20 protein-coding genes, 1 tRNA gene, 1 other RNA gene and 2 pseudogenes are annotated in these 24,878 nt (G+C 68.3%); 9 read left to right on the forward strand and 15 right to left on the reverse strand.

Annotated features, from left to right (window positions below; all coding sequences use genetic code 11):
- Positions 1-8 precede the first annotated feature (8 nt).
- On the forward strand, positions 9-998 hold the full coding sequence (mgrA, locus tag ACLQ24_RS06835; RefSeq protein ID WP_425889721.1) for an L-glyceraldehyde 3-phosphate reductase: 990 nt from the start codon (positions 9-11) through the stop codon (positions 996-998).
- 266 nt (positions 999-1,264) lie between these two features.
- Here the strand turns inward: mgrA and ACLQ24_RS06840 are convergent.
- Positions 1,265-1,426 (reverse strand): annotated as a pseudogene (locus tag ACLQ24_RS06840) (hypothetical protein); the annotation flags it as partial.
- Positions 1,427-1,428: 2 nt separating this feature from the next.
- Here ACLQ24_RS06840 and ACLQ24_RS06845 point away from each other — a divergent pair.
- On the forward strand, positions 1,429-1,551 hold the full coding sequence (locus tag ACLQ24_RS06845) for a 50S ribosomal protein L36 (RefSeq protein WP_030490864.1): 123 nt from the start codon (positions 1,429-1,431) through the stop codon (positions 1,549-1,551).
- 78 nt (positions 1,552-1,629) lie between these two features.
- On the opposite strand, the gene ACLQ24_RS06850 is transcribed toward ACLQ24_RS06845, so the two are convergent.
- From ACLQ24_RS06850 to ACLQ24_RS06865, 4 genes are all read right to left on the reverse strand, one after another.
- The gene (locus ACLQ24_RS06850; protein ID WP_425889722.1) at positions 1,630-8,328 is read right to left on the reverse strand and encodes a hypothetical protein; all 6,699 of its coding nucleotides are present in this window, start codon (positions 8,326-8,328) and stop codon (positions 1,630-1,632) included.
- Positions 8,329-8,840: 512 nt separating this feature from the next.
- On the reverse strand, positions 8,841-9,023 hold the full coding sequence (locus ACLQ24_RS06855) for a hypothetical protein (RefSeq protein WP_425889724.1): 183 nt from the start codon (positions 9,021-9,023) through the stop codon (positions 8,841-8,843).
- 142 nt (positions 9,024-9,165) lie between these two features.
- Positions 9,166-9,238, reverse strand: a tRNA-Ala gene (locus ACLQ24_RS06860).
- An 89-nt stretch (positions 9,239-9,327) separates the two neighbouring features.
- The gene (locus tag ACLQ24_RS06865; protein ID WP_234583082.1) at positions 9,328-9,918 is read right to left on the reverse strand and encodes a YqgE/AlgH family protein; all 591 of its coding nucleotides are present in this window, start codon (positions 9,916-9,918) and stop codon (positions 9,328-9,330) included.
- A gap of 172 nt (positions 9,919-10,090) precedes the next feature.
- Between ACLQ24_RS06865 and ACLQ24_RS06870 the strand changes: the two genes are divergently transcribed.
- Positions 10,091-10,891, forward strand: coding sequence for an S-methyl-5'-thioadenosine phosphorylase (locus ACLQ24_RS06870; protein WP_425889726.1), 801 nt, complete (start codon positions 10,091-10,093; stop codon positions 10,889-10,891).
- A gap of 135 nt (positions 10,892-11,026) precedes the next feature.
- Positions 11,027-12,622 (forward strand): benzoylformate decarboxylase, encoded by a 1,596-nt coding sequence (mdlC, locus tag ACLQ24_RS06875; RefSeq protein WP_425889728.1) that lies wholly within the window; start codon positions 11,027-11,029, stop codon positions 12,620-12,622.
- A gap of 162 nt (positions 12,623-12,784) precedes the next feature.
- Here the strand turns inward: mdlC and ACLQ24_RS06880 are convergent.
- Positions 12,785-12,979: pseudogene (locus ACLQ24_RS06880) on the reverse strand (hypothetical protein); the annotation flags it as partial.
- Between the two features lie 453 nt (positions 12,980-13,432).
- Here ACLQ24_RS06880 and ACLQ24_RS06885 point away from each other — a divergent pair.
- Entirely contained in the window at positions 13,433-13,810 is a 378-nt protein-coding gene (locus tag ACLQ24_RS06885; RefSeq protein ID WP_425889730.1) for a helix-turn-helix domain-containing protein, read from the forward strand.
- Positions 13,699-14,481 (forward strand): IS630 family transposase, encoded by a 783-nt coding sequence (locus ACLQ24_RS06890; protein ID WP_425889732.1) that lies wholly within the window; start codon positions 13,699-13,701, stop codon positions 14,479-14,481. The genes ACLQ24_RS06885 and ACLQ24_RS06890 overlap by 112 nt, the downstream gene beginning before the upstream one ends.
- A gap of 13 nt (positions 14,482-14,494) precedes the next feature.
- On the opposite strand, the gene ACLQ24_RS06895 is transcribed toward ACLQ24_RS06890, so the two are convergent.
- The 8 genes from ACLQ24_RS06895 to pruA all read right to left on the reverse strand — a co-directional run bounded on the left by ACLQ24_RS06895 (position 14,495) and on the right by pruA (position 21,721).
- Entirely contained in the window at positions 14,495-15,040 is a 546-nt protein-coding gene (locus tag ACLQ24_RS06895) for a hypothetical protein (protein ID WP_425889733.1), read from the reverse strand.
- A gap of 199 nt (positions 15,041-15,239) precedes the next feature.
- Positions 15,240-15,615: a transfer-messenger RNA gene (ssrA, locus tag ACLQ24_RS06900) on the reverse strand.
- 103 nt (positions 15,616-15,718) lie between these two features.
- Positions 15,719-16,198, reverse strand: a complete 480-nt coding sequence (gene smpB, locus ACLQ24_RS06905) for an SsrA-binding protein SmpB (RefSeq protein ID WP_124775313.1) — start codon at positions 16,196-16,198, stop codon at positions 15,719-15,721.
- Positions 16,199-16,418: 220 nt separating this feature from the next.
- Positions 16,419-17,294: a permease-like cell division protein FtsX gene (gene ftsX / locus ACLQ24_RS06910; protein ID WP_425889735.1), complete on the reverse strand. Its 876-nt coding sequence runs from the start codon at positions 17,292-17,294 to the stop codon at positions 16,419-16,421.
- A 68-nt stretch (positions 17,295-17,362) separates the two neighbouring features.
- The gene (ftsE, locus tag ACLQ24_RS06915; RefSeq protein WP_007455859.1) at positions 17,363-18,043 is read right to left on the reverse strand and encodes a cell division ATP-binding protein FtsE; all 681 of its coding nucleotides are present in this window, start codon (positions 18,041-18,043) and stop codon (positions 17,363-17,365) included.
- Positions 18,044-18,161: 118 nt separating this feature from the next.
- Entirely contained in the window at positions 18,162-19,283 is a 1,122-nt protein-coding gene (gene prfB, locus ACLQ24_RS06920; RefSeq protein WP_425889737.1) for a peptide chain release factor 2, read from the reverse strand.
- Between the two features lie 118 nt (positions 19,284-19,401).
- The gene (locus ACLQ24_RS06925; RefSeq protein WP_425889739.1) at positions 19,402-19,917 is read right to left on the reverse strand and encodes a PadR family transcriptional regulator; all 516 of its coding nucleotides are present in this window, start codon (positions 19,915-19,917) and stop codon (positions 19,402-19,404) included.
- A gap of 175 nt (positions 19,918-20,092) precedes the next feature.
- Entirely contained in the window at positions 20,093-21,721 is a 1,629-nt protein-coding gene (gene pruA / locus ACLQ24_RS06930; protein ID WP_425889740.1) for an L-glutamate gamma-semialdehyde dehydrogenase, read from the reverse strand.
- Positions 21,722-22,072: 351 nt separating this feature from the next.
- Between pruA and ACLQ24_RS06935 the strand changes: the two genes are divergently transcribed.
- Positions 22,073-23,104 (forward strand): hypothetical protein, encoded by a 1,032-nt coding sequence (locus tag ACLQ24_RS06935; RefSeq protein ID WP_425889742.1) that lies wholly within the window; start codon positions 22,073-22,075, stop codon positions 23,102-23,104.
- A 24-nt stretch (positions 23,105-23,128) separates the two neighbouring features.
- Here ACLQ24_RS06935 and ACLQ24_RS06940 read toward each other — a convergent pair whose 3' ends face one another.
- Positions 23,129-23,638, reverse strand: a complete 510-nt coding sequence (locus ACLQ24_RS06940) for a DUF6912 family protein (RefSeq protein WP_425889744.1) — start codon at positions 23,636-23,638, stop codon at positions 23,129-23,131.
- A 205-nt stretch (positions 23,639-23,843) separates the two neighbouring features.
- On the opposite strand from ACLQ24_RS06940, the gene ACLQ24_RS06945 reads away from it, so the two are divergent.
- Together ACLQ24_RS06945 and ACLQ24_RS06950 are read left to right on the forward strand one after the other, a co-directional pair.
- The gene (locus ACLQ24_RS06945; RefSeq protein ID WP_053657286.1) at positions 23,844-24,071 is read left to right on the forward strand and encodes a helix-turn-helix transcriptional regulator; all 228 of its coding nucleotides are present in this window, start codon (positions 23,844-23,846) and stop codon (positions 24,069-24,071) included.
- Between the two features lie 211 nt (positions 24,072-24,282).
- Positions 24,283-24,864 (forward strand): Rv3235 family protein, encoded by a 582-nt coding sequence (locus ACLQ24_RS06950; protein ID WP_425889746.1) that lies wholly within the window; start codon positions 24,283-24,285, stop codon positions 24,862-24,864.
- The last annotated feature ends 14 nt before the right edge of the window (positions 24,865-24,878 follow it).

Genomic DNA, 24,878 nt, shown 5'->3' on the forward strand with positions numbered 1-24,878 from the left:
TCACGATCGTGACCTACCTCGCCGCGGAAGACCGCTACGACACCATGACCTACCGGCGCAGCGGACGCAGTGGCCTGCGGCTGCCCGCCGTCTCCCTCGGGCTGTGGCACAACTTCGGCCCGGACCGCCCGTACGAGCGCCAGCGCGACATCGTCCGACGCGCGTTCGACCTGGGCGTCACCCACTTCGATCTGGCCAACAACTACGGCCCGCCGCCCGGCTCGGCGGAGGAGAACTTCGGCCGGATGCTCGCCACCGACCTGCGGCCGTACCGCGACGAGCTGGTCATCTCCAGCAAGGCCGGCTACCTCATGTGGCCCGGCCCGTACGGCGAGTGGGGCTCGCGCAAGAACCTCATCTCGTCGCTCGACCAGTCGCTGGGCCGGATGGGCCTGGACTACGTCGACATCTTCTACTCGCACCGCTTCGACCCGGACACCCCGCTGGAAGAGACGATGGGCGCGCTGGACGCGATCGTCCGCTCCGGCAAGGCGCTCTACGTGGGCATCTCCAACTACAACTCGGAGCAGACCGCGAAGGCCGCGGCGATCCTGCGCGAGCTGGGCACGCCGCTGCTGATCAACCAGCCGTCGTACTCGATGCTCAACCGGTGGACCGAGGACGACGGCCTGCTCGACACGCTGGAGCAGGCCGGCGCCGGTTGCATCGCGTACAGCCCACTGGCGCAGGGCCTGCTGACCGACCGCTACCTGGGCGGCATCCCGGACGACTCGCGCGTGCGGACCAGTGTCTTCCTCAACGAGAGCGACCTCAGCGACGAGAAGATGGCCACCATCCGGGGGCTCGGCGCGGTCGCCGAGCGGCGCGGCCAGTCCCTGGCCCAGCTCGCGCTGACCTGGGCGCTGCGCGACCCGCGGATGACGAGCCTCATCATCGGGGCGAGCAGCGTCGAGCAGTTGGAGACCAACATCGCCGCCGTGCACAACCTCGACCTCACCGCCGAGGACCTGGCCGAGATCGACCGACTGCTGGGCTGACCCCCGGAGCACGGGCGGGCCGGGTCACCAGATCCGGCGTCGCCAGGACCAGCACGCCTGCGCCGCCGGCCAGTACCGGCCACCGGCCGTCGAGGTCGCTCACCGACGCCACCGGCACGCCCGGGTCGGCCGCCGCCGCGACCGCCGACTCGGTGGCGGCCGGCCGGCTCGCGGGGGTACGCGCTGAGGCCTCCGTCGCCGCCGCGCGCGGCGGTGGAGACCACGTCCGAGCAGGAGTAGCAGGTATCCGGGGTGTTGGAGTTCTGCCAGATCGTGTAGGTCAGGTGACGGCCGGCACGACCGGTCGGCAGCCGGCCAGTTGGTACGCCCCGGCCCGCACCGGGGGTCGGTCCGGGAATCGCGCGCTGGGCCCCGGCGTTCCGATAACCGGCGCGGATGCGGGCCAGACCCCTAGGCCGAGGAGGCAGACATGAAGGTACGTAGCTCGTTGCGTGCGCTCAAGCAGAAGCCCGGTTCGGTGGTGGTCCGTCGTCGCGGTCGGGTCGTGGTGGTGAACCGCGCGAATCCGCAGTGGAAGAGCCGCCAGGGCTGATCAACCCGCAACGTACATACAGTCGACAGCGCCCCGACCCGGACCATCCGGTCGGTCTTACGCGCGAATCGTCGAAGGTCAGCATTTGAGAACTGCTTCGGCGAGTTTGTGGAGGTTGTGGAGGTTGTGGCGGTCTTGGATTTGTGGTGCGAGGTCTTTGATGGCGTTGACCCAGTGCTGTTTTTCTTCGGTGTCTAGTGTGACGGCACGTTTGTGAAGGTTTGTGAGGGCGACTGGCAGTTGGTTGTTGAGCATTAGGTTGACGGCTTCCATGACGGCGCCGGCGCCGGCGGCCGGGTGGCCGGTGTCCTCGATCAGTGCGACACGTTGGTTGAGTTCGATGGCGCGGCCTTGGTCGCTGATGAGTAGGCGTTTGCGGTCGATCGGGTCTTGTAGTTCTTGGTAGTCGAGGACGAATTCGACTGTGTCTGGGTTGCCGAGGCCTTCTAGTAGTGGGGTGTATTTGCGGAACCATGGGTCGCTCTCGACTTGTCGGACGATCTTGGCGAGGTCGTTGTGGGCTTGTTGGGTGGCGAGTTCTCGCCGGCAGGTGGTGAGGATGTCGAGTTTCGCGTTTCGGTCTGGTGCGAGGAGGAGTTGGCTGACGGCTCGGCTGGTCGAGTCCTTGGCCGGTTTGCCGCGCTTGGCTGCCAGGGTGAGCGATGCTGTGGTCAGCTTTCCCAGTTCCGTGATGCTGCCGTCGCTGTCGCGAGCCCGCCATGTCGGGTCCAGTTGGTCGATGGCGGATTTGGGTACGAGATGGGCGATGCTGAAGCCGTATGTGGTGGACATCCTCGCCAGGGGGGCGTCCAGTGTCGCTTGGGTCACTACGACGGGTTGTTGTTTTTTGAGGGCGAATTGCTGTATGAGGCGTCGTGTGTCCCGTAGGGCGTCGGTCGAGGCGGTCTGACCTCGTTCGGCCCCGAGGAAGATGATCGGGGCGCCGGGTCCGGCGGCGGCTGCGCGGATGGTGCCGGCCAGTGCGTTGGGTGGGGTTTGACCGACCCAGTAGAGGCGGTCTGGGTGGTGCTCGTCGGTGTGGGCGCTGGGGGGCAGGATCACGTCTTCGGTCAGTGCGTCGTGTTGGCCGCTGAGGTGTCGCTCGGCTACGCCGAGGCCGCGCAGCGCGTGTCGTGCGGCTTCGCGTGCGGTGCTGCTGGTGTTGTCGTTCGCGGTGGTGGCCGTGGCGTCGGTGAGCGTGTACGCGTGATGGTAGGCGTGCAGTGCCTTACCCAGCGGGTTGGACAACGTCGGTGTCGCCCTCACGGCGGCGGGTGTGGCGTCACTTAGGCGTGAGCGGTCTTTCACCAGGCGTATCGAGGTGGTCAGTGCCTCGTCGCCGAGGACGATGTCCAGCGGCGCGGAGCGGTTGATTGCCCCGCGTCCGTTACCGCGCCAGACGTATTTGTTGTCATCTTGGCGGAGGTCGCTGAGTGTGTAGACGAACAGGTCAACCATCCACTGTGGGTTGACCACGAAGGCGAACGACACCCCCTGGTTGCCGCCCTGCAGGTGCATGTGGCGAGCGTGGTTGAGTGCCAGCGTGCCGAGGCGCTTACTGCCGACACCACCCTCGGCGAGTTCTTCAAGGTCGGCGTGGTCTCTGGTGTCGAACTCATCCCGGATGACAAGGCTACTGAAACGGACCTTGCCGCTGAACTCCCAGGTGGTGAAATCAACAGAGTCCAAACGGGCACGCCGTTCGGCGACCAGCGTGGCCTGCCGCGTCTCTTGCGCGACACGTTCGGCCCGGGTGAAGTCCCATACCGCGCGGGCATGGGACCTCAAGGGCGCGTCGAGGGCGACGTCGACGGCGGCGGCCCAGGCGTCCACGGCCTGGTCGAATTTTGTCACCTCGCGTCCGCCGCCGTCGAGGTATGAGCCAAAGGTGTGCTCGGCGGCCCGGGCAGGCTCAGCGGCCACCAAGTCGGCGAGGTCACAGCGCCAGCGGAGTTGGTATAACAGATCCGGCGAACGGAGCAACACCCGCGCGAGGTCCGCCCCACCCGGCTCGCGTAGCCAGCTCAGCAGGGCGGGCACCTCGTTGAGCCAGCTACCCTCGTCGCCCGCCACAGGAGTGTGGACAACCAATCCGGACGCCGGTTGTGCCGACGCTCTCTCCGGCAGTTGCGCAGCCGGTTCGGAGGTGGCCGCCAGGACCGGCCGCGGCGACGCCACCTCGGCGAGGCGAGCGCGGAACCGCACCGCGAGCTCCGGCAAGGAGCGACTCTTGCGGGCGATTTCGTTGAGGTGACCAAGGGTGGCATCGTCGGTCAGCAGCCGCTCCCACTCGCGCTCGGCCAACGCGCTTTCCCCAGCGCTGAGCGCGTTGACCAGGTGTCGATTGCGGTCCAACGCCCGCAACCCCACGGCAGTCAACTGCCGCGCGAGCCGGGGATTGTGGAACAACGCATGCCACACAGGAGCCGGACCCACGCCGCCACGCGTGCCAAACCGAGTCATCAACTGCCGGTTGCGTTTGAGCGCGTCCACGAGATCCGGCCGGCCATGCAACCATCGAGTGAAATGATCACTGGCCGCCAATGCCTCCGCGACCCCGGACAACACCACCACCCCGCGCAACGGCTCGGAGGCGACAAGGTGTTCCACCACCTTCGGCTGCTCCTCGACGAGCGTACGCACAGACTTGTAAGTCAACAGCGTCGCCAACTGCGGCTTCGCGTTCAGAGCCGAAGCCAGTTGAGGCCGCGCCGCCACGAAAGCAAGTACCTCATCGGTGCCGAACAACGCCTTGTTCACCTCAGGAATCTGCTCGTCTTCGATGAGGTTCAGCAACACCTCGGCTTTCAACAGGTTCCGCACATCCGCCGCCTCGGAGAGCAAACCCGGACGCGAGTTCAAACCCGCCACCAACACCGGCCGGCTCCAGAGCATCTCCAGAAGATCATCCGACTGCTCCACGAACACCCTGAAGACCTCACGGCTGGACACCACCACACGATTGACCTCCGGCGGGGCGGGGACAGGACTCACCAATTTTTCCAACACTGGCTTGCCATGTACCGTCTTACGCACATGCTCGTGGTTGGCGACGGCAGCGGCGACGACTGGATCCCAGCGCAGAAAGTGCCCCAAAGCGGTGTCTCGCAGGACGAACATTCGCACCCAAGGGTCTGCGCAGCCGCGAATCACCTCAGGATTGCGGAGAAACGCCAGGCGCAGATCTTGTTGGGATTCGACCGCTTCGCGGACCGTGGCGTCGTCGACGAGTAGGGCGTGGAATTGGTCGTTGGTCATTAGCGCCGTGACGACCTCGGCGTCCGCAAGAATCGACCGCGTGATGGCCTCCTTGACCGCCAACTCCCGCACCCGAGGGCGGCCTTGCAGCAGCACCGGCACGTCCGGATTCCTCACCGCCAGCACCGCCAGGGACAGATTCTCCACAACCGCCGCCCGTACCTCCTTGGCGCTTTCCAAGAACGTGTGCAGCTCGCGCAGAGCATCCCGGCCTTCGGGCCGTGCATGCTCATTGACGGCACCCATGAAACTGTTACGATCTCCCGCGAGGCTCGCCGCGATCGCGAACTCATCGACCGAGGCGGCTATGCCATCGCGGGTCAGGGACAACCCGAACACATCGAGACCGGCCCGATCCCCCGCCGCGCTCAATATCTCGACCAACCGCGGATCGTCCAGCGCCAATAACGGATCAGCCAACCCGAGGAACGGCGCGATAAGCTCCTCGCCAAGAACCCTGCGCGCCACCGTCGCTGCATGATCGTCCCCGGCGAGCTTCTCGTCCAACCCCGCCATCAACTTCTGGCGAGAGAACAACGCGTGCCAGTGGCGCCAACCAACACCATCCAGAAGCGGCAACTCGGCCAGCACCGCCAGCAAATGCTCATGCCGAATCAACCCTTCAATAACCTCCGGACCAATTAATTTCTCAGTCGGACCGGAGGATGCCAGCTCTACGATCCCATACTGAGAAGTCGGATTATACGCCGTCAAAGCCACCAAATCCGGCGAACTCAGGTACAAAGACTCCGCCCTGCCAGAAAGGCGAGCACGCATTTCGTCTTCCGTGCCTGAAAAAATCCGCTCATAACTTCCATCCCCGCCCGCGCAGTTGATGAAATCGGACGACACTTGGTTATAGAACGGAAGAGGTGGAAGATTGTATATCTGACTATCGACCAGGGCGGGACTGGTGCGCATTGCCTTCAGAATAGCATCTACTTTAGCCGGGTTCGATTTGCCGTAACCCTTCAGCCAATACAACCGCCTGTCAACATCGCCACTCGTCAGTTCCTCGGCAATAGCTGGGTGGGCGAGGATGAGGCGTAGAAGTCGGGTTTCCGGAAAAGGTGGTACCAGCTTGTTGTTTGTGACCGCCGCTATGAGCTTGCGGTACTCGTGTGGCAGCAGTTCGAGCGGCTCCTCGGCCAGTAGGCGCAGCAGCGACTCGTTAGCCGACAGCAACTCACGGAGGTTGCGGTCACCCTGCTCTGGGTTGGACTCCAGGGCGGCTCTGAGGCCAGGGTTCTTTCTGAACACGCGGTGCTCACGGGGACCGAGCGAGGCGGGCCTGGTGGCCGTCCGTGAGGGAGGGGGCGAAAACTTGCGGAACGCAGCGGTGAGATCCTTGGCGTCGTCAAAGGCGTGTGGGTTGGCCGACAGGTGATCCACGAGGTGCGGGTTCTCGACCGCTGCCTGCAGTGCCTCTACACCACCCGTGACGACGAACCGCTTCATCAGTTGCGGCGCCTCGGCGAGCACGTTGGCGAGTTCGGGTGCCTTGGACAGCAGGCTCAGTAACCTCTTCCGATGCCGGTATGCAGGTGGTGCACCTAACACCTCGAGGACGCCGGGCGCCACGAGCGCCCGAAGAGCGCCCTGAGCCCGGTTGAGATCATGCAGCAGCGCAGTGTTCCGCAGGAGACCACTCCACCAGAGCGCATTCCTGTTCAGCACCGGGTGGTCGACAAACACCATCGCGAGGCCAGAGTGGTGACGTAGCCGCCGCGCGATCTTTAGCCGATCTTCGGCGGTTCGCCGGTCATCGGCGGCGCGCAGAAATTCGCGAAGCGCCGGATGAGTGCCTGCCACCTGCCCCCATGCCGTGCCGGCCAGCGCATGAAACAGCTCCGCATTGTGTCCCAGCTCATTATAGAGAGCCGGGTACGCTTGTAGCAGAGCCCAATCCATGCCACCTGGCGCGAGGATGTAGGACTCCAGCACCGGATCGGACATCTCGGCGTCGAAAAACGTCGCATCCTTCGACAACAGGAGATGCGATGAATTTCCGCGAAAGATTGACCTCCACCGCGGATAGCGGAGCTGGGTGATACGCGCTTCATCTCGGCGCAGCAACAACACGAAGACTACATTAGCCTCCGCAGCTTTGGCGACTTGCGGATTTTTGACGAGCGCGCGAGTGACCGCCGAATCGAGATACGGCACTGCCCGGCCTGCAAGTTTCTCTGCAACGAAATACACAATGTAGGCGACGGTGGGCCACCATTCGTTCCAACCGCCATCGCGTCTAGCCTGCTCACGCAGGAAGCCCCCCAGCAGCTGTCCATCCGGGCACCGCCCTTTTTTGATATCGAGCCGCCTGAGGATAGCGTCGATGACGTGATCCGGCGGGCCTGCCCGCAGTGACGTGGCTGGCGGGGGTGGTTCTGCGGTGCGCGACGCGGGGGCGGCCACGCTGCTGCCGGGTGAAGGCGGCATTCCAGGCGAGCCCCCCGACGGATCAACCAGGGTGGCAACAGTCCTGTCTATCGTGGTGGACGTGGTTTCCGCACCCAGCACACCGTCCTTGTTCGCTTGACCGAGCCCACCATCGGCCCGCAACGGCAGAGCGATCGGCGCCCTGAGCTGCTTCGGCAACCCGTACGGATGATCCCGGTCAAGGCGCTGATGCAAATAGTCGTTCAGGGTGAAACGGGCGAGCACGGCCGACCCGAGGACCTTATCGCCCGATTCCGCGACCACAGTGGCATCCACAACAGTGAACGCGTCGTCGTCCTGCCGTTCGACCAACACCAAATGCGGCCGCCTATTGGGATGATCCACACGGACGGCCGTCAACGCCCCCTGCTCTAGGCCCTTGAGATGCTCAATACCCGCCCGCTGAAAACGCCCCTCCAACCGGCCTGCGACGTTGTCAATAGAACGATCGGCATCCTCACGCACGACCCGCAGCCCATAATCGTATAACACCGAATCGACCCGAACCACGCAGTCCGGACCCTCTTTCCAATCGGGCAGCTTCTCAAGAGCCTCAGCCAGCCCAAGAGACACGCCGATCGGCCCACCCCTTAGCGCCTGCCTGAACGGCAGGCCCGCCAACACCCGTCCCGGACCCCCGACAGAGATACACTCGGCAAGCAAATGCCTCTCCGGAAACACAAGAACAAAATCAACCCCACCGGCCCCAGCCGGCCGACCCCCCGCGTCGAACAGCAACACCCGATCGCCACCAGAACCAGCCAGCGCACCCCCCGGAACACGAACCGGCAGACCCACCTCGTCAGCACGAGCAGCCGCCCCCGCCACGTCCAACCCAGCAAGCTCCGACACCGACGGAACATCCACCATCCGCGCCAGCACATTCAACGGCTGCCGTAACAACCTCGCCCTGTCCACCATGGACTTTCCCACTACCGACCCACGATGAACCAATTGCCAACCCTGCACCACGCCAGCCGTCCGCACCTCAGACGGCACCTCGCCCTCGCCCAGGAACACACCAGAGGGCACCCACGTCACACCAAACTCCGGACAATCCACAGCCACAACGTTCGTCACTAGCTCACGCCTCCCCTCAACACCCCGACCGATCCCAGCATCCCACCCAAACCCAACCCCCGAAACAGATTGCTCCGCCCCGAATTCGATCGAGATATCGAACGCCCGGAGGATTGGCTGCCATGGCGGCACCACGGAAGCACTCCGACAAGTCGCCTGAGCGGCCACGCGGTTGGCGGTCAAGGCAAGGCGGGATCCGGCCTCGAATGTCGGGGCGCTCAGGCGGATCGCCGACCAACTCGGTGGGCGCTGTCAGCAGACGGGGGCCTTCGCCGAGCCCGACGACGACATCACTGTGCGCACCTACCAGCCGAGGTCGAAGGCGACGGGTGCCGTTCTTCCTGGAGTGTGACCTCGGCACCGAACGGCCGCTGTCCCGTCTGGTCGACAAGAGATCGACGAGTACCGAAGCCTCGCCCACGTTACCGGCCGGATCTGGCCGGTGCTGTTCTGGCTGCACTCCCCAGCACGGGAGCGGCACCTACACCAGTAACTCGCCGCGGCCGGGACCTCTACCCGGTGGCCACCGCCATGCCCACCGCCATCACCGGCATCAACCCGGCCGAGGCGGTGTGGTGGCTGCACCGCCACCACGGGACGCCGACGGCCCAGCCCGGGCCCCCGCCGCCCGGCACCGGCGACCACCTCAGCACCATCATGGCCAGCGGTGCCGCCACCGAACGCAAGGCGGCCATCGAAGCCCTCCTCGCCGGAGTCCAACTCACCCACCAGGGAGTCGTACCGTGTTCAAGATCCCCACAGACACGACAATGCCCCCGCCCGAAACGGACGGGGGCATTTCAGGAGTACCACCGGTTCGCACAATGGTGCGGTCGGTGGAGCCGAGGGGACTCGAACCCCTGACCCCCACACTGCCAGTGTGGTGCGCTACCAGCTGCGCCACGGCCCCTTGCTGTCGTCCCGGTCGCCCGGGCACTGGGAAACTATACACAGACCCGCCCGCATGGTCATCTCGCGGGGGGTCCCCGCCCGACCGGCTCAGTTCAACGCCACGTCGGGCGGGAAGTGGGCGACCGCGGCCATCATCCCGCCCTGCCGCCGCAGCACCATCGGCCACAGGTCGTCGGGGCGGTCGACGAAGGCGTCGCCGGGCAGGGCGTCCAGCAGGAACCAGGAGCCGTCGGCGATCTCCTGCTCCAACTGGCCGCTGCCCCAGCCGGAGTAGCCGGCGAAGACCCGAATCCCGCCGATGCTCTCCCGCAGCTTCTCCGGGTCGACGGAGAGGTCGATCGTGCCGACCGCCCCGGACACCTGGTGGAAGCCCTTGAGCCGGCGCAGCGGTTGCCGCATCCGGGCCAGGCAGATCGCCGAGTCGGGTTGCACCGGGCCGCCCTCGAAGAGCACCGCCGGGTGGCGGGCCAAATCGCTCCAGTCACCCAGCACCTCGGCCACCGGCACCTCGGTCGCCCGGTTCAGGACGACGCCGAGCGCGCCGCCCGGCTCGTGGGCGACCAGCAGCACCACCGTACGGTCGAAGTTCGGGTCCTTCAGCGCCGGCGTCGCGACCAGCAGCCGCCCGGTCATCGACTCCATCGCTCGTCCGCCGATCGCCTGACCCTCTCCCTGCATCCCACCTACCCGTCAGCCGTGAGCCCGCACCCGGGATCCGTCATTCGCCGCCTCCGCACGGTGCATCGGTGTCAGCCGCGCTGTCAACGCCATGCCTGGCACCATAGCCTGCGTCCCGGGCGCTGGCTAAGGTCTGAGCGGCGGGTGATCGGACAGTTGCGACGGAGGCTCGATGGCACCGACGGCGGACCTCGCGGTGATCGGCGGCTCGGGGCTCTACGCCCTCCTCGACGGCACCCCGCATGAGCTGGGCACCCCTTACGGTCCGCCGTCTGACGCAGTGACCATCGCGGAGGTGGCCGGGCGACGGGTCGCGTTCCTGCCCCGGCACGGTTCCGACCACCGGTATCCACCACACCGGATCCCGTACCGGGCCAACCTGTGGGCGCTGCGCTCCCTCGGCGTACGCCAGGTGCTGGCGCCGTGCGCGGTCGGTGGGCTGCGCCCGGAGCTGGGGCCGGGCACGTTCGTCGTGCCGGATCAGCTCGTTGACCGCACCAGCGGGCGGGTGCAGACCTACTACCACGAGGGCGCGGTGCACGTGCCGTTCGCCGACCCGTACTGCCCGAAGGGCCGCCATGCCCTGCTCGCCGCAGCGGCCGGCCGGGACGTGACGGCGGTGGACGGCGGGACGGTGGTGGTGGTCGAGGGCCCACGGTTCTCGACCCGCGCCGAGTCCCGCTGGTACGCGTCGATCGGCGGCACTGTCGTGAACATGACTGGCCACCCGGAGGCGGTGCTCGCCCGGGAGATGGCGCTCTGCTACTCGTCGATCGCCTTGGTCACCGACCTGGACGCCGGGGTGCAGGCGGGCGAGTCGGTGACCCAGGACGAGGTGTTCCGGGTCTTCGCGGCCAATACCGAGCGCCTACGGGACGTGCTGCTGGACGCGGTGGCCGCGCTGCCCGCCGAGCAGGACTGCGTCTGTGGTCGGGCGTTGGACGGGATCACTCTGCCCTTCGCGCTGCCCTGACCGGTGTGGCCCATCCGGTGGGCCGGACCCCCGACGGCGGAGAAACGCCCGAAAGGTCTGTCACATCCCGATAGATTCGGCTGATCGGGAGGGCGGACGCAGTCGCCCCTGCGCGCGAGACGGAGGCAGGCGACGATGGCAACGGTCCGGGACGCGACGTACGACGTGCTCCGCGCCCTCGGCATGACCACCGTCTTCGGCAACCCCGGCTCCACCGAGGAACCGTTCCTGCGGGACTTCCCGGCCGACTTCCACTACGTCCACGCGCTGCACGAGGCCACGGCCGTGGCGATGGCCGACGGGTACGCCCAGGCAGCCGGCACGCCCGCGCACGTCAACCTGCACACCGCTCCGGGCATGGGCAACGGCATGGGCAACCTGGTGACCGCCTGGCACAACAAGACGCCACTGATCGTCACCGCCGGCCAGCAGACCCGGGAGATGCTGCTCCTGGAGCCCCGACTGACCAACCGGCGAGCCGTGCAACTGCCCGAGCCGTACGTCAAGTGGAGCTACGAGCCGGTCCGCGCGCAGGACATCCCGGCGGCGCTGCTGCGGGCGTACGCGACCGCCGTGCAGCCCCCGGTCGGGCCGGTCTTCCTCTCCCTGCCGATGGACGACTGGGCCAAGCCCGCCGAGACGCCGCCCACACCGCGCTCGGTGGCAACCCGTTTCGCGCCGGACCCGCAGCGGTTGGCGATGTTCGCCCGGATACTGGCCGACAGCCGCGACCCGGTACTGGTGTTCGGGCCCGGCGTGGACCGCTCCGGCAGTTGGCCGGAGGCCGTCGCGCTGGCCGAGCGGCTGGCCGCACCGGTGTGGTCGGCCCCGGCACCGGAACGGGCCGTGTTCCCGGAGGGCCACCCGCAGTTCCGGGGCGTCCTGCCGTTCGCGATCGGACCGCTGGCGGAGGCGCTGCACGGGCACGACACCGTCCTGGTCGTCGGCGCGCCGGTGTTCCGCTACTACCCGCACGTGCCGGGCGACCACCTGCCCGAGGGCGCCCGGCTGCTACACGTCACGGACGACCCGGACGAGGCCGCCCGAGCCCCGGTCGGGGACAGCCTGCTCGGCGACCCCGGACTGGCTCTCGCCGCCCTGCTCGACCTGGTCCCGGCCGCCAACCGGCAGCCGCCGGCGCCCCGGGCCGTCCCGACGCCGCCGGAGGTCACCGTGCCGCTGAGCGCCGACGCGATGTTCGCCGCGCTCGCCGCACACTGGCCGGCGAGCGGCGTGCTGGTCCAGGAGTCACCGTCCAACCTGGCCGCGCTCCGTCGCCACCTGCGCATCAACCGACCAGCGTCGTACTTCACGATGGCCAGCGGCGGGCTTGGCTACGGCCTGCCGGCCGCGATCGGGGTGGCGCTGGCCGAGCGGGACACCGGCCGCGGCCGGCCGGTGGTGGCGGTGATCGGCGACGGCTCGTTCCACTACTCGGTGCAGGCGCTCTGGACCGCCGCGCGCCTGTCCCTGCCCGTCGTGGTCGTCGTCCCGATCAATCAGCAGTACGCGATCCTCAAGTCCTTCGCCGAGCTGAAGGACACTCCGGGGGTGCCCGGGCTGGACCTGCCGGGGCTGGACGTCACCGCGATCGCGGCCGGCTACGGCTGCGCGACCGAGGTGGTGCAGACCCCCGACGAACTCGGCGCGGCCCTGGCTGCCGGGCTGCGCGCCGCGGGTCCCACCGTGCTGCCGGTGCCGATCAGCACCGACGTGCCCGCGATCCTCTGACCGAGCCCCGACAGGTGGTCGCCTCAGCACCGACGTGCCCGCGATCCTCTGACCGAGCCCCGACAGGTGGTCGCCTCAGCACCGACGTGCCCACGATCCTCTGACCGAGCGCCGACAGGTGGTCGCCTCGCGCCCGGGGACGCGGCACGGGCCCTGCGGCCGTCACCGTGGGGCGATCGACAGCGGGGTACCGCTGAAGACGTCCAGCACCGGCCGCGCGCCCAACGGGGCGGCCAGGGTGACGGTGACCGGCTCCCGCTTGAGCACGGCGGTGCAGACGCCGGTGGACCGGGTGGCCGTGCCGCCGACCACCACCACGTCCGGCCGTTCGGAGACCATCGGGGTGAAGCGCGGGTCTCCGGTGAGCACGGTCGGTCCCTGCAGAGGGACGTACCCGTCGCGCCAGGCTGGACCGGGCCGCCACGCCGCGGCGACCGCGGAGGACCGCTCGTCGAACGCAGGTTCGCGCCACGCCGCCGATGCCGGGCGAGCACCCGGTCGCACCGGCGAAGTGTCGTCAGCGGGCCACTCAGGCGTCCGCCAGTCGGCGCAGTTCGGCGGCGACGGCGCGAGCGTCGGGCGCAGCCTCGGAACCACCGGCAACGAACGCGTCGGCCAGCGCGCGCAGCTAGTAGCGTGTCGCTGCTAAGTTCTGGGGTGTCTTGTTGGGAGGGTGGGGGAGGCAGATTTCCCCTTCCCTCTGCCGGTCAGGATCCTCATGTCGTCTCGGAAGAAGCGGCCAGTCACGTTGACCTCGGCCTGCCGCGAAGCGTTGGTCAAGGTGACTACCACCGGTGTGCATCCGGCTTGATGATCAGACGGGCGCAGGTGCTGCTCGCGTTGGACACCTCCGCTGGCGAGGTAGACCCGGTAGAGGTGATCGCGGCCCGGCTGAGCGTGTCGGGTGAGACGCTGCGACTGGTGGCCAAGCGGTTCACCGAGACTGGCGGTGACATCTGGGCCACGGTCGGCCGCAAGAAGCGTGACGCCCCGCCGGTGCCTTCCCCGGTGACCGGGGAGGTCGAGGCCCGGTTGATCGCGCTGGCCTGCACCGCGCCGCCGACCGGGCATGCCCGGTGGAGCCTGCGGCTGCTGGAGAAGCGCGTGGCACTGGTCGACGACATTCCTGGCCTGGACCACTCCACCATCGGGCGGGTGTTAAAAAAACGAAACTTCGCCCTCATCTGAAGAAGTGCTGGAACATCCCGCCCAAGCAGAACGCGGCGTTCGTGGCAGCGATGGAGGATGTGCTCGCGGTCTACGCCCGCCCCCACGACCCGGCGCGGCCGGTGGTGTGCATGGACGAGAAGCCCTACCAGCTACTGGCCGATGCCCGCGAACCGGTGCCCGCCGCTGCCGGTCATGACCGCAAGGAGGACTCGGAGTACGTGCGTCACGGGACCTGCTCGATCTTCTGCTGGGTCGAGCCCCTGGCAGGATGGCGCCGCGTCGATGCCCAACCCCACCGCAAACGTGTCGACTGGGCCCACCAGGTCCACGAGCTGCTGACTGTGGACTATCCCGACGCTGCGACCGTCGTGCTGGTCATGGACAACCTCAACACCCACAACACCGCCTCGCTGTATGAGGCCTTCGACGCCGAGACCGCCTTCGCTCTGGCCCAGCGCCTGGAGATCCACCACACCCCCAAGCACGGCTCCTGGCTCAACATCGCCGAGATCGAGCTCTCCGCCCTGTCCCGCCAGTGCCTGGACCGCCGCATCGAGGACCTGGACCTCCTCAACACCGAACTGGCCGCCTGGCAGGCCGACGTCAACGCCGACCAGCGTCAGGTCCAGTGGCATTTCACGACCGGCGATGCCCGCACCAAGCTCCGCCACCTATACCCCAAGTATTAGCAGCGACAGACTACTAGGACGGCGGCAGGACGGGCAGACCCATGCCCCGCAGCGGGATCGTGGCCCGCTGCCCGCCGACCTGATCGGTGACGACGATGGCCGACCGGTCACCACGGGCCGAAGCGTCGTCCCCCGCCGCACGGTACGACCCGGGGTCGACGCGGGCGGTGGCGAGATCGACGGTACGGCTGCGCAGGGCACCTCGCACGTGCACGCGGGTGCCGTCCAACCACGCGGCCGTCCGCAGCACCCGCAGTACCAGGTAGACGCCGAGCAGCACGAACGGGAGCCCGCACACCCCGAGAAACAGTCCCCGTCCCGAGCCCTCTTCGGACTTCCGCAGGGCGGGCGGGAGCATTCCCGGCGGCAGATCGCGGGCGTCCTCATAGGAGGCGAACCCGTCGCCCGGGCCGGTGAGGCGCCGCAGCAGCCCGCCGGCGATCAGGGGCACCAGCACGAACGCCGCACCGATCGCCGCGACGAGCACCCCCGTCACCACCGCGAGCGTGCGCTGACCGGCCGACGCGCCGACCGACAGGCGCAGTTCCTGGTTCGCCACAGCGGCAGCGTAGGCGGCGACGACCTGGCCTCGGCGCCCGGCGTCGGTCCCACGCGCGGCGCGGTTAGGCGCGCGGCGCGGGGTGGATCAACCACCCCGGGCCGCGACCGCCGGCGCGACGCCACTGTCCGCTTCCGAGGTCGCACCTCGGATACGACGATGCGCCCCGGCCGGTCGGCCGGGGCGCATCGCTTCGAGGTGGTGGAGGTGCCGGGAATCGAACCCGGGTCCTTCGCCGGTTTGTCAGGGCTTCTCCGAGCGCAGCTCGCTGTGCCTCTACTCGGCCCCACCGCTCACGCGAGCAAGTTGGTGTGACGGGCCCAGTCGCTGATTGATCTCGCCGCACGGACCCCGCGACCGGGTCCGATTGGCCAGCCTTCTAGCTGATGTCGGCTACTGGGACGAAGGCGTTCCCAGGCCGACAGACTTAGCTACTCGCCTCAGGCGGCGAGAGCGAAGTCAGCGCGATTGTTCTTGGCGCTTATAAGTTTCCGACGACCGATTCTCGAGACGACGTCGGCTTCCTCGGCTCGCTTCCCCTGTCGCTGCGTACGAAGTCGAAACCAGTCACCCCCTCGACGGGCCGCCTTGTGGCGGCACTGACAAGACTAACGCCTGCCGCAACGGCTTTCATCCCGAGCCCCGAGCCACCGCGCTGACCTGGACAAATGGGATGAATCAGTCGTCCATTCCCTTGCCGCGCCGACCGGACACCCGGGCGATCTCCCGGTCCGCGTCGCGCTTGGCGAGGTCCTGGCGCTTGTCGTACGACTTCTTACCCTTAGCCAGGGCGATCTCCACCTTGGCCCAGCCGTCGGAGAAGTAGACCTGCAACGGGACGATCGTCAGACCGCCCTCGCGGGTCTTGCCGACGAGCTTGTCGATCTCACCGCGGTTGAGCAGCAGCTTGCGCGTACGCCGGGGCTCGTGGTTGGTCCAGGTGCCCTGGGTGTACTCCGGGATGTGCATCGCGTGCAGGTACAGCTCGCCGTCGCGCTCCTGGGCGAAGGCGTCGACCAGCGACGCCCGCCCGGCCCGCAGCGACTTGACCTCGGTGCCGGTCAGCGCCATGCCCGCCTCGTACGTGTCGAGGATCGCGTAGTCGTGGCGCGCCTTCTTGTTGGAGGCGACCACCTTGCGCCCCTTTTCCCGTGGCATCGGCGCCACCCCCTCCCCTGGTCCGTCCGACGCCGGAGTCACCCCGGCCGGACAACCGATCATGCTACCCGAATGAGGCTTATTCGGGCTCTGGCCGTCGGGCAGGTCGCGCCATCGTGAGGGCCGCCCGAATAAGCCTCATTGACAAGGACCCTCCCGCGCCGCTTATTCCGGCGGCGGGAGGGTCCCCGACAGACGACGGGCGCGACCCGTACGGCCCCTAGACCCGCAGGTAGAAGCGCAGGGTGATCCAGGCAGTGGCGGCGCTGACCAGGCCACCGACGATGGCCATGAACGGGAAGATGAACAGGATGTCACCCCAGGTGATCGGCGACAGCAGGCCCTGCAACGCCTTGAGTGACCCGTCGAAGAGCAGATATTTCGCTGCCACCAGGGCCACCAGGCCGAGCAGTGCGCCGATCAGGCCGGCCACGACGGCCTCCAGTACGAACGGCGCCTGGATGAACCAGTTGGACGCGCCGACCAGCTTCATGACCGCCACCTCGCGCCGCTTGCTGTACGCGGCGACCTGGATGGTGTTGGCCACCAGGAGCAGTGCGGCGATGGCCATCACGACCGCGGCTGCCAGAGCAATGTTCTGGATCGCGGTGAGGACGTCGAAGATCTTGTCCAGGAGGCGACTCTGGTCGACGATCTCGTCGACGCCCTCGGTGTCCTTGTACTGGTCGTAGATGTTCTTGTACTGCTCCGGGTTGTTCAGCTTGAGCCGGAAAGACTCCGGCAGCTGATCCGGCTTGACCGCGTTCACCAGGTCCGGCGCATCCTGGTACATCTCCTGGAACTTCTTGTACGCCTCATCTTTGTTGACGTAGATGACGTCCTTGACCAGGGGGTCGTTCTTCAACTTGGCGTCCAGGTCGGTGCGCTGCTGCTCGCTCACCTCCTGACTCAGGAAGATCGAGACCTCGATGTTCTTGTAATAGAGGTCCTTCATGTCGTCAACCTGGCGGTACAAGAGACCGCTGGCGCCGAGCATGGTCAGCGAGACCGCCATCGTGATGATCATCGCGATGGTCATGGTCACGTTGCGCCACAGTCCGACCAGTACCTCGGACAGGACGTATTTCACGCGCATCGGGATTTCCTCCGGGTCTCCGGCATGAGGTGTTCGTCGTCAGGCTGCGTGCGGGATGGAGCGCCGGCTCACCCGTAGACGCCGCGGGCCTGGTCACGCACGATGCGGCCACTCTCGATCTCGATGACGCGGCGGCGCATCTGGTTCACGATGTTGGAGTCGTGGGTGACCATCACGACGGTCGTGCCGGTGCGGTTGATCCGGTCCAGCAGACGCATGATCTCGATCGAGGTGTCCGGGTCCAGGTTTCCGGTCGGCTCGTCCGCCAGCAGGATCAGCGGACGGTTCACGAACGCCCGGGCGACGGCGACCCGCTGCTGCTCACCGCCGGAGAGTTCGTGCGGGTAGCGGTGCTCCTTGCCACCGAGCCCGACCAGCTCCAGCACCTCCGGCACGACCCGGCGGGCAACCGCCTTGGTCTTGCCGATCACCTCGAGAGCGAATGCCACGTTCTCGTAGGCGGTACGGTTCGGCAGCAGCCGGAAGTCCTGGAAGACGCAGCCGATCGAACGCCGGAAGTGGGGTCGCTTCCAGGAGCGCATCGACGTGACGTCCTTGCTGTTGACGATGACGCGCCCCTTGTTGGGGGTCACCTCGTGCAGCAGCATCTTGATGATCGTGGACTTGCCGGAGCCGGATGGACCGATGAAGAAGACGAACTCGCCCTTCTCGATCGAGACGGACACGTTGTCGAGCGAAGGCCGGGACGCCTTCGGGTACGTCTTCGTCACTTGCTCAAGCTGAATCACGGGTCGTGAGTCTACGCGGTGTAACAACTGAGCCAAGCCCCACGCCCCACAGAAGGGGCGCGCGTCGTCGAATCAGACTCTCACCTGGAGATCGACGACGCGCTCCGCCCGCGTGCCGTCACACACTGTCGCCGGCGAGCTGTCGCTGCTTACGCCAACGAATACCGGCCTCGATGAAACCGTCCAGCTCGCCGTCGAAGACCGCGCTCGGATTGCCGGTCTCCTGCTCGGTTCGGAGATCCTTCACCATCTGATACGGGTGCAGGACGTACGAGCGCATCTGGTCGCCCCACGAACCGGCGGCGTTCTCCTTCAGGCCCTCCAGCTTGGCCTGCTCCTCCTGGCGCTTGCGCTCCAACAGTCGCGCCTGGAGCACCCGCAGCGCGGAGGCCTTGTTCTGTAGCTGGGACTTCTCGTTCTGGCAGGTCACCACGATGCCGGTGGGGATGTGGGTGAGCCGGACCGCCGAGTCGGTGGTGTTGACGCTCTGCCCACCCGGGCCCGAGGAGCGGTAGACGTCGGTCCGGACCTCGTTCTCCGGAATGTCGATGTGGTCGGTCTGCTCGGTGACCGGCAGCACCTCGACGCCCGCGAAGCTGGTCTGCCGGCGGCCCTGGTTGTCGAACGGGCTGATCCGGACCAGCCGGTGGGTGCCCGACTCGACGCTGAGCGTGCCGTACGCGTACGGCACCTTGACCGCGAAGGTGGCCGACTTGAGGCCCGCCTCCTCGGCGTACGAGGTCTCGTAGACCTCGGTCGGGTAGCCGTGCCGCTCGGCCCAGCGCAGGTACATCCGCAGCAGCATCTCGGCGAAGTCCGCCGCGTCCACGCCACCGGCGCCGGCCCGGATGGCGACCAGCGCCTCGCGGGAGTCGTACTCGCCGGAGAGCAGGGTGCGGACCTCCATCTCCTGGATGGCCTTGGTCAACCCGGTGATCTCCGCCTCGACCTCGGTCAGCACACCTGGGTCGGACTCGGCCTCGGCCAACTCCAGCAGCACCCGGGCGTCGTCGAGCTGCGAGCGCAGGCTGCCCAGCTTGCTGATCTCGCCGTTGACGTACGACAGCTGCGAGGTCACCTGCTGAGCCTTGGCCTGGTCGTCCCACAGGTCAGGGGCGGACGCCTCCTGCTCCAGGCGGGCCTTGTCCTCGTGCAGCCGGTCCAGATTGAGGACGGCCTCGATGTTGCGCAGGGTCGCGTCGAGTTCCTTGAGCTGTTCGGCGTAATCGGCAGCGGTCACGACAGCCAAGCGTACTGCGCGGACGAGGAGTGAGCTTGCGAGCCCCGCAGGTCGACGCCAAATCGGCACTGCGTCCCGGAAGGCGCAGCTCGTTCCGCGTCCGGGAACCCGCCGGTGCTCACCCGACGGGGGCGGACTTCAGCCACGAAAGGGCCGCCCGGTGGTAGGCGACGGCGAACTCCAGCGCGCTGGCGTCGTACGTCTCGCCGTCCCGTTTGGCGTTCTTGACCTGTTCCCGAACCTGGGCGAGGGCCTCGGTGTGGTATTCGTTGGCTGAGGCGTACAGGCCCTTGAGTTGGCTGGCCGAGTGGAGGTTGCCGAAGGCCATCCGGAGCGCGACCGGGTTGCGGATGGTGTCCCGCCCCGGGTTCTCCGCCAGCCAGCGGGAGAACGTCCGTTTCCCACTGGCGGTGAGCGCGTACGGCTGGCTCATTCGGGGGCCCGGCTTGCCGAGCCGCACGTACCCGCGCTCGGCCAGGACCGGCAACTCGCGGTAGACCTGACTGCGGGTCATCGACCAGTAGGGCGCCAGCCGGCGCTCTGCGGCGGCCATCAACTGACCGCCTGTCATGGGACCCTCGTGGAGCAGCCCGAGAAGGGCTGCCGCCGTGGGGTTGACTCCGGATTCCGCCATGCCCGTTACGCTGCCACTTTGTGCTGCCGGCGTCCAGGATTTGGCAGTTTGCCACCCGGCAGGACTTCCTATGTGCACTGTCGGCGGCAGACTGTCCGTTGAGGACTATCGATGGATGCTCGCCCTCGGCCGACCGCCGGCGGCGCTACGCACGCCGCCGGCGGATCACCACAGGTCACCCCATGTGGGGGTACGTGTGGTCGGTCGGCGGCACGAAGGTCTCCTTGATCGTCCGCGGCGACACCCAGCGGACCAGGTTCAGCCAGGAGCCGGCCTTGTCGTTCGTGCCGCTGGCGCGGGCACCACCGAAGGGCTGCTGCCCCACCACGGCACCGGTCGGCTTGTCGTTGATGTAGAAGTTGCCTGCCGCGTACCGCATGCGTTCGCCGACTGCGTCGACGACCCGGCGGTCGGTGGCGAACACCGACCCGGTCAGCGCGTACGGGGCGATCGACTCGGCCTGCGCGACCACCTCGTCGAAGCGGGCGTCGTCGAACACGTGCACGCCCAGGATCGGCCCGAAGTACTCGGTGGTGAACGTCTCGTGCGCGGCGTCGGAGCACTCGAAGAGCGTCGGCCGGACGAAGTAGCCGACCGAGTCGTCGGCCGTGCCGCCGGCCAGCACCCGACAGCTGTCGTCACCGGCGATCAGGTCCAGCGCCGCAGTGTGCCGGGCGAACGCCTTGTCGTCGATCACCGCGCCGCCGAAGTTGCCGAAGTCGGCCACGTCGCCGTAGGTCAGCGAGTCGGCGGTCGCGGCCAGGCGGTCACGCAGGCCACCCTCCCAGATCGAGCGCGGCACGTACGCCCGGGAGGCGGCCGAGCACTTCTGGCCCTGGTACTCGTACGCGCCGCGGATCAGCGCGGTGTGCAGCGCGTCCACGTCGGCGCTGGTGTGCGCGACCACGAAGTCCTTGCCGCCGGTCTCGCCGACCAGTCGCGGGTAGCCCCGGTAGCGCGCGATGTTGTCGCCGACGGTCTTCCACAACTGCTGGAAGACCTTGGTCGAACCGGTGAAGTGGATACCGGCCAGATCCGGGTCGGCGAGCACGACGTCCGAGACCTCCTCGCCCCGGCCGGTCACCATGTTGATCACACCGGGCGGCAGGCCGGCGGCCTCGAACAGCCGCATGGTGAAGTGCGCGGCGAACTGCTGGGTCGGGCCCGGCTTCCAGATCACGGTGTTGCCCAGCAGCGCCGGCGCCGACGGCAGGTTGCCGGCGATGGCGGTGAAGTTGAACGGGGTGACCGCGTAGACGAAGCCCTCCAGCGGGCGGTGGTCGAGGCGGTTCCACACGCCGGGCGACGATGCCGGCTGCTCCTCGAGCAGACGCCGCGCGAAGTGCACGTTGAAGCGCAGGAAGTCGATGAACTCACAAGCCGCGTCGATCTCCGCCTGGATCGCGGTCTTCGACTGGCCGAGCATGGTGGCGGCGTTGAGGGTGTCCCGCCAGGGGCCGGCGAGCAGTTCGGCGGCGCGCAGGAAGATCGCGGCGCGCTCCTCGAACGGCAGCGCCCGCCACATCGGCGCGGCGTCCTTGGCCGCCTTGATCGCGGCGCGGGCATCCTCATGGGTGGCGTGCGCGGTCACGCCGAGCATGTGGGCGTGCTTGTGCGGCTGCACCACGTCGATCGGGTCACCGGCCGCCATCCGCTGCTCCCCGCCGATGGTCATCGGCAGGTCGACACGCTCGGCGGCCAGCTCGGTCAGCCGCCGCTGGAGCCGTTCCCGGTCTGCGCTGCCCGGCTCGTAGTTGCGAACCGGCTCGTTGCGCGGCTCGGGAACGGAGAACACGGCATCCATCAAGGCTCCTGGCGATCTCGACAGCGGTGGCGAAACCGGACCCGCGGGCACCGACCGGATAGCCGGACACCGGACGCCGCACGGGTGGCCGAGCAGCGGCGGGACCTCCCGCGATTGTTTCACGCGAAGGTGCTGGTCCTGCCGCCACCGTCACCCGATCGAAGGACCGGCCGGCCCTTCTCCCCTTACCGGTCGCGGCGGTGGGACGTCGGTCGAGGTTCGTGGGGCCGTTGCGGTTCCTTCGGGGGTACGTCGCTGGCGCGTACCCGTCGGGTGTGGCTCGTGCGGTGGGGGTCGCGGCGGCCCGCGTACCCTGAATGGTCGGTGACCTGGCGCCTCGAAGGGGAGACGATGACCAAGCAGCCCGGCCGCGCCTCAGCCGCGGAGTCGGACCAGCCAGCGGTCGACGCGACCGGCCCGAGCGGCCGGCCCACCCCGGCGCCCGGCGCGGCGGTGCTCGCGGTGCTGGCGCTCGGCTGGCTGGCCGCCATGCTCTGGTCGACCCGGGAGGCCATCACCTCGGCGGCGGCCGGCATCACCGCGATCAGCCTGTCCGCGTTCGCCCTGCCCGGCGTGATCTCGGCCGCGCTCGTCGCGGGCGCGGCCACCGCGCTGGCCTTCGGCAACCTGCTGTCCCGCCGGTACGGCGACTCGACGACCCTGCGCTTCGTTGGGGCGATCGGGGCCGGGATGCTGGTCGGGCTGGCCGCCGCGGTGGCGATCAACCTTACCTACTTCGACACCTCGACCACGAACGTGATCGCCGGTACCACCGCAGCGGCAGCGATCATCGGTGGAGCGGTCGCGGGCGCACGGACCGCCCCGGCGGTCGGCGCGGTGGTGACCGCCGCGCTGGGCACGCTGATCTTCGTGGTGGCGTTCAGTCGTGCACGGGACCCGCTGTTCGACCTCTTCGGCGCGGGCGACACCCAGCAGTCGCTTGTCGACGCGGCCAAGTGGGTGTCGCGCACCGAGTCGCTCCTCGGCGGCCTGCTGGCCGGGCTGCTCGCCTTCGGCTACCTCACCTGGGCGCGGCGGCGAGCCCTGCGGCGCGACCCACGGACGCCCGCGCTGCGCTGGCCGGCGTACCTGCTGGCCGGTGCCGGGCCGGGTCTGCTCCTGCTGCTCGCCGAGGTGATCATCCGGATCGGCGGTCGGTCGCTGCTGGACCTGGCCAGCGCGCTCAGCGAGGCGGACGCGGTGGCGCAGACCTCGCTGGGCACCTCGCGGGTGGACAACGGCATCTGGGTGCTCTTCGTGGGGGCGCTGACCGCGCTCGTCGCGTTCGGCCGGACGCTCGGCCCGTCGCACACCGACGACGAGCCGGACACGGTGACCCGCGACGCGGATGGCGACCCGGCCCAGGCCGACGCCGCCCACTGACCGGTACCGCCTGCCGCGGCGGCTTCAGTCGGCACTGCGCAGCAGAAGATCCAGCTCCGTCACGTCGTACCACTCCAACTCGTGATCCTCGGCGCCGTCGACGGTGAACTGCGCGTCCGGGTCGCCGGCGGCGGCCTCGGCCACCACGTCGGCCGCCGCGGCGACCTCCTCGACGGCATCCGTGCCGTCGACGTGGATCGCCGCGACAGCGCTCACCGGCACGGTGTCGGCCAACGTCACCATGCTGGAACCCAGCTCACCGTCGCCACGGCCGAGCGCGGCGGGCGGCAGGTCGACCGAGACGACCACGCGGCGGCGGGGCGCGGCCGGATCGGCTCGGAGCAGGTGCAGGGCATCCTGTGCGGCCCGGGTGAACGCGACGTACTCCAACTCCTCCTCGTCACCCTCGGCGTACCACTCGCGTAGCGCCGGCGTCACCGCGTGCGCGCTGTCTGCGGTCAGCCCCTGCTCACGCAGACGGGCCAGCATCGGTACGGTCGCCGGCACGTACACCCGGACAAGCTCGTCGGTCACCGGTCGTCTCCCCGCTCGGTTCCGTGCCGGCGGTAGCCGGTACGGGCGCAGATCATTCCGCACGCCGTGACCGTCATACACCTCGCCTCCGTTCGGTGAAAGTTTCCCGCCGGTGTGTCCGGCACCGGTTGGCCGTGATGGACGCTGGGCGGTGAGCGTCGCCGGTGGCAAACTGAGGCAAACGACGTCAACCCCGGGAGTTTCCGTGGAGCCGAGGTTCCTGCTGCTCTCCGACGTGGCCGCCGAGCTGAACGTGTCGGACTCGCAGGTCTACCACATGGTCCGCAGCGGGGAGCTGCCGGCGATCAAGATCGGCGGGCGTGGCCAGTGGCGGGTCGAGCGGGCCCGGCTGGAGGAGTACATCGCGCAGAAGTACGCCGAGACCGCCGACTGGGTACGCGGCAACCCCCTCGTCGACCGCGATCCGGAGTAGCCGCCCGGCTCCCTGCGCGGTAATCGACTCCAGGTCACCGAAGTGGGGCTGTCCGAGCCGCTTGGATACCGCCACGTTCACGATCTGGAGTGGATCATGCTGGCCTGCGGCTGGTTCGCTGCCTTGCGCATTGACCGGAGCCGCTATGTCGCTCAGAATCTATGCAGTAGAAGGCAAACGAAGGCAAACGCAAGATCAATGGGAGGCAGCGATGAGCGGACGGCGACCCGGGCCCTCCCGACCACCCGTGCGTCTGCGCCCCGTCCCGCCGATCGACCCGCCGTACCCGGACGAGACGTACTGGCCCGGGCCGACCCACGGCCAGCTCGCCCTCGACCTCTTCGCCTCGACACGACCGGATCCGGTCCGGCCTGCGGAGCGCCGCACTGCCCCGCGCCAGACGACCGTGCGTCCGGCCAGCCACCCCGGCGCACCCCTGCCACCGGCGACCGCCCCCGAGGCCACCCGGGCCGCGCACCGCTTCGTCGGCACCTGTCTGGAGGTGGTCAACGGCTATCGGTCGCCGGCCCAGGTACGCCCCCTGCTCGACCCGGGCCGAGCCGTCGAACTGCTCACCGAACTAGCGCGGGCGACCGGGCGGGCCGGGCCGGTGCGCCGTCGGGCGACGCGGCCGGCTCTGCGACTGCTACGACTGCGGGTCTGCGAACCTCGGGAGGCCGCGGTGGAGGCAGCCGCCGTGCTGAGCGGTCCCGGTGGCCGGAGCTGGGCCATGGCGCTGCGCCTGGAACACCGGCGAGGCCGCTGGCTGTGCACCGCCCTGCACGTCCTCTGACCCCGCCGCCGCGC

Source organism: Micromonospora sp. DT4 (assembly GCF_049841675.1).
In the GTDB taxonomy this organism is placed as follows: domain Bacteria; phylum Actinomycetota; class Actinomycetes; order Mycobacteriales; family Micromonosporaceae; genus Micromonospora.